Origin of the sequence: Nocardia sp. NPDC058497, assembly GCF_042720195.1 — a bacterium.
GTDB lineage: Bacteria > Actinomycetota > Actinomycetes > Mycobacteriales > Mycobacteriaceae > Nocardia.
Window position 1 is genome coordinate 1 of the sequence record NZ_JBHXMY010000211.1, and the last position, 9273, is coordinate 9273.

6 protein-coding genes and 1 pseudogene are annotated in these 9273 nt (G+C 70.0%); 2 read left to right on the top strand and 5 right to left on the bottom strand.

Going from position 1 to position 9273, the window contains the following annotated elements; translation table 11 throughout:
• From ACFWPJ_RS16180 to ACFWPJ_RS16195, 4 genes are all read right to left on the bottom strand, one after another.
• Window positions 1-3960: molybdopterin-dependent oxidoreductase (locus ACFWPJ_RS16180; RefSeq protein ID WP_378852008.1), on the bottom strand; the 3960-nt coding region annotated here is incomplete at its 3' end.
• Between the two features lie 187 nt (window positions 3961-4147).
• Entirely contained in the window at window positions 4148-4861 is a 714-nt protein-coding gene (locus tag ACFWPJ_RS16185) for a demethylmenaquinone methyltransferase (RefSeq protein ID WP_378852011.1), read from the bottom strand.
• A 33-nt stretch (window positions 4862-4894) separates the two neighbouring features.
• The gene (locus ACFWPJ_RS16190; RefSeq protein ID WP_378852013.1) at window positions 4895-6037 is read right to left on the bottom strand and encodes a glycosyltransferase family 4 protein; all 1143 of its coding nucleotides are present in this window, start codon (window positions 6035-6037) and stop codon (window positions 4895-4897) included.
• A 72-nt stretch (window positions 6038-6109) separates the two neighbouring features.
• Window positions 6110-6550 carry a DUF3592 domain-containing protein gene (locus tag ACFWPJ_RS16195; protein WP_378852015.1) on the bottom strand — a complete coding sequence of 147 codons (441 nt, stop codon included), beginning with the start codon at window positions 6548-6550 and terminating at the stop codon, window positions 6110-6112.
• Window positions 6551-6723: 173 nt separating this feature from the next.
• On the opposite strand from ACFWPJ_RS16195, the gene ACFWPJ_RS16200 reads away from it, so the two are divergent.
• The gene (locus ACFWPJ_RS16200; RefSeq protein ID WP_378852017.1) at window positions 6724-7221 is read left to right on the top strand and encodes a DUF2505 domain-containing protein; all 498 of its coding nucleotides are present in this window, start codon (window positions 6724-6726) and stop codon (window positions 7219-7221) included.
• A gap of 206 nt (window positions 7222-7427) precedes the next feature.
• Here ACFWPJ_RS16200 and ACFWPJ_RS16205 read toward each other — a convergent pair whose 3' ends face one another.
• Window positions 7428-8804, bottom strand: a complete 1377-nt coding sequence (locus ACFWPJ_RS16205) for a geranylgeranyl reductase family protein (RefSeq protein ID WP_378852019.1) — start codon at window positions 8802-8804, stop codon at window positions 7428-7430.
• Window positions 8805-8950: 146 nt separating this feature from the next.
• Here ACFWPJ_RS16205 and ACFWPJ_RS16210 point away from each other — a divergent pair.
• Window positions 8951-9273: pseudogene (locus tag ACFWPJ_RS16210) on the top strand (polyprenyl synthetase family protein); the annotation flags it as partial.

The following is a 9273-nucleotide window of genomic DNA, read 5'->3' on the forward strand; positions in this document are numbered from 1 at the left end:
GAACATGTCCTCCAGCTCGGAGCGGTAGTAGAAGTTCTGGGCGGCGTGCTGGTCGCCGAAGAACAGCCAGTTGCGTCCGGTCGCGCCCATGGCCCGGCGCTCGTGCAGGAAACCACGGAAAGGAGCGATACCCGTGCCCGGACCCACCATGATCATCGGGGCGTTCGGGTCGAGCGGCGGGCGGAAATGCGGTGCCCGCTGCAGGAAGATCGGGACCTCGGCGCCCGCCCGGTCGGCGAGGAAGGTCGAGCACACGCCGCCGCGCCGGGCGGAGTTGCCCACCGGATCGCCGTAGCGGACGACGCCCACGGTCAGCTGCACCTCGTCGGGGGTGGTCAGCGGGCTCGACGAGATCGAATACTGGCGTGGTTGCAGCTTTTTCAGTGCGCCGAGCCAGTCGACCAGGTCGGTGCGGACCGGGAAGTCGTGCAGCACATCCACGGCCTGGCGGTCCCACAGGTAGCTGGCGAGCTCGTTGCGGTTGTCGCGGCGCAGCAGCTTGGCCAGCTGCGGGTGCGGGTTGCGTTCGGCGATGAAGCCGAGCAGATCCTGGCTCACCTTGGTGATGTCGTAGTGCGTGCGCAGTGCCTCGGTGAGGGTCAGCTCGCGGTCGTCCAGCTCGATCACCCGGCGGCCGTCCAGGCCGGTGGCGGTGAGCCACTCCTCGACCAGCTCGGTGCCGTTGGCGGGTAGCACACCCAGCGAATCGCCGACCTCGTAGCTGGCGTCCAGGTCGTGCAGGTCGAAGCCGAAGCGCCGCACCTCTTTCGGCGAGCCGGGCGTGCTCAGCGTTTCATTGCGCATCAGGGTCGCCCGGACCGGCGACTGGCGGGTGAAAGGTGCCGGGGCGGTGCGCTGGACGCGGCTCGGCGCGGCGGTGAGCGGACGGTCGAGCACGATCGCTCCACCGCGACCCGAGGGCATGCCCAGCGCGGGGCCGGAACTCTGGTGCGGCGCGGCAGAGTTCGGGATCAGGGGCGCGCCGCCGCCGGTCGGGTCCGACGGTCCGGCATCGCCTGCGGTCGGGCGGCCCAGTGCGGCGAGCACGTCGTCGAGCCACTGCTCGGCGGCATCGGTGAAGTCGGGTTCGCTGTCGACCCGCGCCACCAGCGGCTTGGCGCCGCGCTCGGCGAACAGCCGGTCGAGTTTGCGGCCGTGCCCGCAGAAGTCGTCGTAGGAGGAGTCGCCGAGGGCGAAGACCGCGTAGCGGACGCCGTTGAGGCGCACGATGCTGTCTTCGAGCCTGGTCCAGAAGTCGGCGCCGTTGTCGGGCGGGCCGCCGTCGCCGAAGGTGCTGGTGACGATGAGGATGTCGCCGGTGAGCGCCGACAGCTCACAGGAGTCCATGTCGAGCAGCGACGGCAGGAAGCCTGCCGCGGACAGCCGCGCGGCGACGGTGGCCGCGAGTTCCTCGGCATTGCCGGTCTGGGAGGCCCACAGCACCGTCACCGGGGCGGCGGCCGGGGCGTCGGCGCCCGCGACCTCGGTCGCGGCACCGGCGGTGCGCGAGTACATGCCCGCCAGCAGGCCGTCGACCCACAGTCGTGACTGCGCCGACACCGGTGCGCTCGCGGGCAGCACCGGCTGTCCGGTCACCGGCAGCGATTGCAGTGCGGCGAGGTACCCGCCGAGGTAGATGCGCTCGGTCTCGCTGAGTGTCGGCGAGGTGCCCGCGTCGAGGCCGAGAATCCCGGCCAGCGGATGGGTGGCGGGCTGCGCCGGCTGCTGGATCGGTGGGGCAGGCGCCTGCTCGGGTGCGGCGGCGGGGCCGACCCGGCGCAGCGCCACCGCGCACGCCTTGAACTCCGGCTGCAGCGAGGCGGGATCCACCGCGTCGTTGGTGACCGCGTTGATCGTCAGATATTCGCCCTGTTCGTCGTTCCAGTGGAAAGGAGCAAAGCAATCACCGGGCCGCACCCGATCGCTGATCTGCACCGGCAGCACGGCACGGCCACGGCGCGAGGCGATTTCGAGCTGGTCGCCGGGCTTCAGGTCGAGACGCCGCGCGTCCTCGGGGTGCACCTCGACGAACGGCGCGCCGTTGAGCTTGGTCAGCTTGGCGACCTTGCCGGTCTTGGTCATCGTGTGCCACTGATGCTGCAGGCGGCCGGTGTTGAGCAGGAACGGGTAGTCGTCGTCGGGCAGTTCGGCGGCGGGCAGATGCGGGCGGGCGAAGAACACCGCGCGCCTGCTCGGGGTGGCGAACGCGAGGCGCGGGGTGGTGCCGTCGGCCTCGACGTGCACCGGCTGATGGGTGCCGTCGTTGACGTAGCGGATCGGGTTGCGCGGGGAATCGCTGTCGCGGCACGGCCACTGCATCGGGCCCTCGCGCAGCCGCTCGTAGCTCATGCCGCTCAGGTCGTAGCCGGTCGCCGGGTTGGTGAACTGTTGCAGTTCGGCGAATACCTCGGCGCTCGAGGCGAAGTCGAAACCGGGGAAGCCCATGGCCGTAGCGACCTGGGCGATCAGCAACCAGTCCGGTCGCGCGTCACCGATGGGGTCGACCGACTGCTGCAGCAGGGTGACGTTGCGTTCCGAATTCACCATCACCGCATCGGCTTCGGCCCACAGCGTGGCGGGCAGCAGCAGATCGGCGTAGGCGTTGGTGGCGGTCTCGGTGTAGGCGTCCTGCACCACGACCAGCTCGGCCGCCTCCAGCCCCGCGATCACCGTCTTGCGATTGGCCACGGTGGCAACGGGGTTGGTGCAGATGATCCAGGCGGCCTTGATCTCGCCGTCGGCCAGGCCGCGGAACATGTCGATGGTGCCGGGCCCCGCCTCGGTCCGCAGGGTGCCCGCGGGCAGGTCCCACGCGGTTTCGACGAAGGTCCGGTCGGCGGGGGAGAGGAGGCTGCGCTGACCGGGCAGGCCAGGTCCCATGTAGCCCATCTCGCGGCCGCCCATGGCGTTGGGCTGGCCGGTCAGCGAGAACGGGCCGCTGCCGGGGCGGCAGATCGCGCCGGTCGCCAGGTGCAGGTTGATCAGCGCGTTGGTGTTCCAGGTGCCGTGGGTGGACTGGTTGAGTCCCATCGTCCACAGCGACATCCATTCGCCCGCCTCGGCGATCATCATCGCCGCGGTCCGGATGTCGGCCTCGGCCAGGCCGGTGAGCTCGGCGACCCTGGCGGGCGGGTAGTCGGCGAGGAACTCGGGCATCGCCTCCCAGCCCTCGGTGTGCTGGGCGATGAAGGCGGTGTCGATCGAGCCGTCGGCGACCAGCAGGTGCAGCAGGCCGTTGAGCAGCGCGAGGTCGGTGCCGGGCGCGATCTGCAGGAACAGGTCGGCGCGGGCCGCGGTCTCGGTGCGGCGCGGGTCGACGACGATCAGCTTGGCGCCCGCCTTGAGCCGGTCGGCCATCCGCAGGTAGAGGATCGGGTGGCAGTCGGCCATGTTCGCGCCGGAGACGAAGAACAGGTCGGCGTGCTCGAAGTCGTCGTAGGAGCCGGGCGGGCCGTCGGCGCCGAGCGACTGCTTGTAGCCGGTGCCCGCGCTGGCCATGCACAGCCGCGAGTTGGCTTCGATGTGCTTGGTCCGCAGGTAGCCCTTGGCCAGCTTGGTCGCCAGGTACTGGGCTTCGAGGGACATCTGCCCGGAGACGTAGAGGGCGATCGCGTCGGGCCCGTGCTCGTCGAGGATCGCGCGCAGCCGGGTCGCGGTCTCGTGGACGGCCTCGTCGACGGGCAGCGGGACGGGGACCTGACCGCGCTCGGGGCGGTGGTAGCCGGACTCCATCCGGCCGGGGGCGGCCATCATCTCGGCATGCGTCGCGCCCTTGGTGCACAGCCTGCCCGCGTTCGCCGGATGCAGCTTGTCGCCGCTGACCTTCGCGATCAACCGCGCGCCCGACTGATCAGTCTTGGTCTGGACGCTGATGCCGCAGCCGACGCCGCAGTACGAGCACTGTGTACGCACAGCGCCCGTCTCGCGGATGTCAGCTTCCCCTGTCATGCCTCCGATCATCCGCACCTGTCGTTGCGCTCGATTTACCGAACGTTATGTCCAGGTGACAATTGACCTCACAAGTCAAAATTTTCACTGTGAGGTCGAGCCCGGAATATCGTCCCTGATCAGGGCATGTTCCGTCGGGGGAGTGCCCGCTGCGCGTTGTCCCGGAGTGACCGGATTCACCTCGGGATCGGACGTGGTTTCAGCTCAGTTTGTAGCCGCGATGCAGCGCCACCACACCACCGGTGAGATCACGCCACTGCACCGAGTCCCAGCCTGCGTCCGCGATGCGCCGGGCGAGCCTGCGCTGGTTCGGCCACGCGCGGATCGACTCGGCGAGGTACACGTACGCGTCGGGGTTGGAGCTGACCGCCCGCGCCACCCGCGGCAGCGCCTTCATCAGGTACTCCATGTAGACGGTGCGGAACGGCCCGAACACCGGGGTGGAGAACTCGCAGACCACGACCCGGCCGCCCGGCTTGGTCACCCGCAGCATCTCGCGCAGCGCCAGATCGATGTCGGCGACATTGCGCAGGCCGAAGGAGATGGTCACCGCGTCGAAGGAATTGTCGGCGAACGGCAGGGCCATGGCATCACCGGAGACCATCGGCACCTGGCGGAACCGGCCCGCGGCGAGCATGCCCTGGGAGAAGTCGGTGGCCACGCACCAGGCGCCGGACTTGCCGAGCTCCACGGTCGAGACCCCGGTGCCCGCCGCCAGGTCGAGCACCCGCTCACCCGGTCGCAGCCCGAGCGCGCGCCGCGTCGCCCACCGCCAGTACCGATCCTGGCCACCGGAGATGACCGTATTGGTGAGGTCGTAGCGCTTCGCCACACCGTCGAACATCGACGCGACCTCGTGGGGTTGCTTGTCCAGCGAAGCCCGAATCGGTTCCCGCTGCTCTGTTGTCGCCACGAATCGAGCTTATCCGCCCCCGCCCGCGGCCAGCTATGCCGAGCGCGGCAATCGGTCGCGCGTGCCGGTGACATCGGCGTAGTGCGTCATCAGCTCGGTGCAGATGGCGGGCCAGGTGCGGTGCAGCACCGACTTGCGGGCCGCTGTCGCGAACCGGGCGCGCTGGCTCGGATCCCGCAGCGCCGACACCGCGCTGGGCAGCAGTTCGGCGAACCGGTCGACCGGCAGCAGATACCCGTTGCGGCAGTGCGCGATCAGATCGCGCGGCCCGCCCGCGTCGGGGCCGATCACCGGCACCCCGGAGGACAGCGCCTCCTGCACGCCCTGGCAGAACGTCTCGTGCTCGCCCGGATGCACCATCACGTCCAGGCTCGCGTAATGCGTAGCCAGCTCGCTGCCGCCGAGTTCACCGGTGAACACCGCGTCCGGCATCAGCCTGCTCAGCCTGGCCCTCTCCGGCCCGTCGCCCACCACGACCAGCTGGATCGATGGGTCACCGACCAGCGCGGCGAGTCGTTCGACGTGCTTCTCCGGCGCGAGCCTGCCGACGAAACCGACAACCAGCCGGTCCTGCGAGCCCAGCCAGCTCGCCCGCAGTTCGGCGCTGCGCGCGGCCGGGTTGAACCGGTCGATGTCGACGCCGCGGCCCCAGCGGTGCACCCGCGGAATGCCGTGGTCGGCCAGGTCCTGCGCGGCTGCCGAGGACGGCGCCAGCGTGCGCGTCGCGCCCTCGTGTATCCGGCGCGTCCACGCCCAGGCCGCCCGCGCCGCCAGCCCGAGACCGTAGCTCTTGGCGAAGCCGGCCACATCGGTCTGATACACCGCGATCGAGGGCAGATCGAGCCGGGTCGCCGCCGCCAGCCCACCGGCGCCGAGCAGGAACGGCGAGGCCAGATGCACCACGTCCGGATCGAAGGCGGCGATCGCGGCGGTGATCCCCGGCTGCGGCAGGCCGACCGGCAGCGAACTGACCTTCGGCACCATCATCGCGGGCACCCGATGCACCGGGAAACGGCCGTGGAAGCGCGGTGCGGGCGGCGCACCGCGCAGGGTGTCGGGCGCCACGATCATCGCGTCGTGCCCGTGCTGGTCCAGGTGGTCCAGTACCCGCAACACGGAGTTGACGACGCCGTTCATGTTCGGCAGGAAAGACTCCGAGACGATGGCTACGCGCACCCTCTCAGGGTGACCGCCACACCGCGCGACACCCCCACGCCGACGTGAAGCCGGGACGAACAGCAGACGAAGTTACGCCTCGCGCTGCTTGCGTCGCACCAGCCACAGCGCGGGCAACGCCAGCGCCCAGACCACCACGATCACCGACGCCGCAGGAATGATGGCCACCCGCGCATCGCGCCCGGCGACCCGGACCAGATCGGGGTCGCGCGTGCTGTACTCCACATCGATCCGCTGACCAGCGGTCAGATTGGTCGGATACAGAATGCCGACCTTCGGATTGTGGGTCACGCTGTCGGGCGTCACGTACATCACCGCCGAACGCAACCGGCCCGCCGAAAGCACCTCGCCCGAGGTGACGCCACGATGATTCTCGATCTCGTAATCGTTGCGCCAAGCCGCGAGAACCAGCAGCACCATCAGCACGCTGATCACCGTCGCGGTACCGAGCACCCCGGTTCGCACCCGTCGCAGGCGCTTCGTCCGCCTCTCCGACTGGCTGGTTTCCGACACGCCGCCACCCTATAGGGCGCAGCGCGCGTAGCGCTCCGTAGCCTGCGCATGGCCGCAGCGAATGCGGAGGTTACGCCTATCGGGCGCAGGCGCGTAGCGCTCCATAGCCTGCGCATGGCCGGAGCGAATGCGGAGGTTACGCCTAGTCGGAGCCTGCGCTAGCGTGTGCGCCCATGTCCCGAAAATTCAGCTTCACCGTGCCCTACACCGTCCCGGTCGAAGAGCTTCACCGGGCACTCGTCGACGATGCGGTCTGGCAGGAGCGCTTCGCCGCCGCCGACACCGCGACCGTCGAACTGTCCCATCCCGACGGGCCCGGGTCGATTCTCCTGCATATGACCGAAACCCCCGGTCGGGACAAGGTCCCCGGCCTGGTGCGCAAGGTGCTCAAGAGCGATCTGGTGCTCTCGCGCACCGACAACTGGCAGCCGCTGCAGGGTGAGGTCGCCAAGGGCAGCTTCACCGGCCGCACCGGCGGCATCACCACCGAGATGTCGGGCACCTACGAACTGCGCCCCACCGCCGAGGGCAGCGAGATCGAGGTCGTCGGCACCGTCACCGTGAAGGTGCCGCTGGTCGGCGGTGCCATCGAGCCGCTGGCCGAGCAACTGCACCAGCGCGTCCTCAACAGCGAACGCAAGTTCCTCGAGGGCTGGTTCGCCAAGAACTGACCCCCGCCGGCGGTGCCGTCGAACCGGGCGGCACCGCACCTGGGTCTGGTTCGAAATCGACGAGCCGAGTTCGCTGCAGGGAAGGAATTCAGGGCTCGATTTCGTGACCCCTGGTCACGCAAGTACATGGGTAACTCCCCATCCACAGCCAACCCAGCTCCGGCGAACACAGACAGCCGCCGACGCGAACCAACCCCGCACCTGAGTCAGGCCAAAATTCGCGGGGAGGCGGGGGAGGAGGCGGGGGAGAACGGGGGTAGGTCGTCTGCCCGCAGTGAAGCGCGTCCCGCTGCCCGCCAGGCGCGGGCGGTGATGTCGAGGTCCTCGTCGGTCACCAGATTGCCCATCACCCGAACGGCCGTGCGCTGCAAGTACTTCGAGCGCATCACCGGCGGCCCGCCGAGCGGGACCATCTTCGGGTGGGTGGCCAGGCCCGCGAGCCTGCGCGCCACCGAGAACGTGCGGCCGTACCGGTCACGCAGCAGCTGCGGCCACACCCGGCTCAGATCGGGCTCGTCCAGCAGCCCGGCGAGCATGTGCCCGCCCTCCAGGCCGTAGTCGATGCCCTCGCCGTTGAGCGGGTTCACACAGCCCGCCGCGTCGCCGACGAGCACCCAGTTCGGCCCGGCCACCCCCGACACCGCACCGCCCATCGGCAGCAGCGCCGACGCGACGGCACGCAGCTCGCCCTCGAGTTCCCATTCCTCGCGGCGCAGCCGGGTGTAGTGCTCGATCAGCGGCTTGAGCGCGATGTGCGACGGCCGCTGTTCGGTCGCCAGCGAACCGACGCCGATGTTCACCTCGCCGTTGCCGAGCGGGAAGATCCAGCCGTAGCCGGGCACCAGCTCGTCGGCCGCGTTGCGCAGCTCCAGGTGTGAGGAGATCCACTGGTCGTCGCTGCGTCCCGACTTGATGTAGGCGCGCGCCGCGGTCCCGTAGGCGAAGCGCCGATGCCAGGTGCGGCCCAACTGTTTTCCGATGGGGGAGCGCACGCCGTCGGCCACCACGAGCACCCGGCAGCGCACCGAGTGGGTGGCATCGCCGATCCGGACCGTCACGCCGGTGACCCGCTCGCCCTCGCGCAGCACCTCGGTGACCTTCGCGCCGTCGACCATCGCGGCACCGGACTTGATCGCGGTCTCGCGCAGCTTGTCGTCGAGTTCGGTTCGGGGAACAGCGCTTCCGTAGGTCGGGAACGATCCGCCCGGCCACGGCAGCAACGCCTCCCGGCCGAAACCGGCCATCCGCAGACCGTGGTTCACCGTGTGCGCGCGCAGCCACTCACCGAGGCCGAGGTGCTCGAGCTCGGCGGTCGCGCGCGGCGTCAGCCCGTCACCACAGGTCTTGTCCCGCGGGAACACAGCGGAATCGAGCAGCAGCACATCGCGTCCGGCGCGCGCGGCCCAGGCGGCCGACGCCGAACCGGCGGGCCCGGCACCGACGACCAGCACCTCCACGGCGGCAGGCAGGACCGCGCCAGCCTCCGGCGGGCCGGAGGCGGTAGCGAAGTGTGACCACGCAGGCCCTCGGGGGCTGGCGCCATCCACACCGCGGTCGGCGGGGGTGAGATCCGGTGAACCCATGGCTCAATACTGGCACCCCAGGGCGCTGTGCGAGAGTGTCGGGTACACCGGGAATAGTCACTGTGTGACGGTGTTCATCGGCGTGGGCGCCGGAACACGCTAGGTTGCTACCCGTCGGGGTCCGGACGCATCGCTGGGAGAAGATAATGAGCACATCGGCTGTGAGCGACGAGAGCACCGTGGTTGCCGGGGTCGATCTCGTCGATCCCGAACTCGCCGCCACCGTGCGCGACGGCCTGGCCGCGGTCGAGAAACTGCTCGTCGACGAACTCTCCGACGGTGAGGAATTCCTCCAGGAAGCCGCACTGCACCTGGCCCGCGCCGGCGGCAAGCGGTTCCGTCCGCTGTTCACCGTGCGGTCCGGTCAGCTCGGCCCCAATCCCACCGACCCGGCGCTGGTCACCGCGGGCACCGACGTGGAGCGGGTGCCCCTGGCGCCGCGGGAACACCACGACCGGTTGGCTGTCTC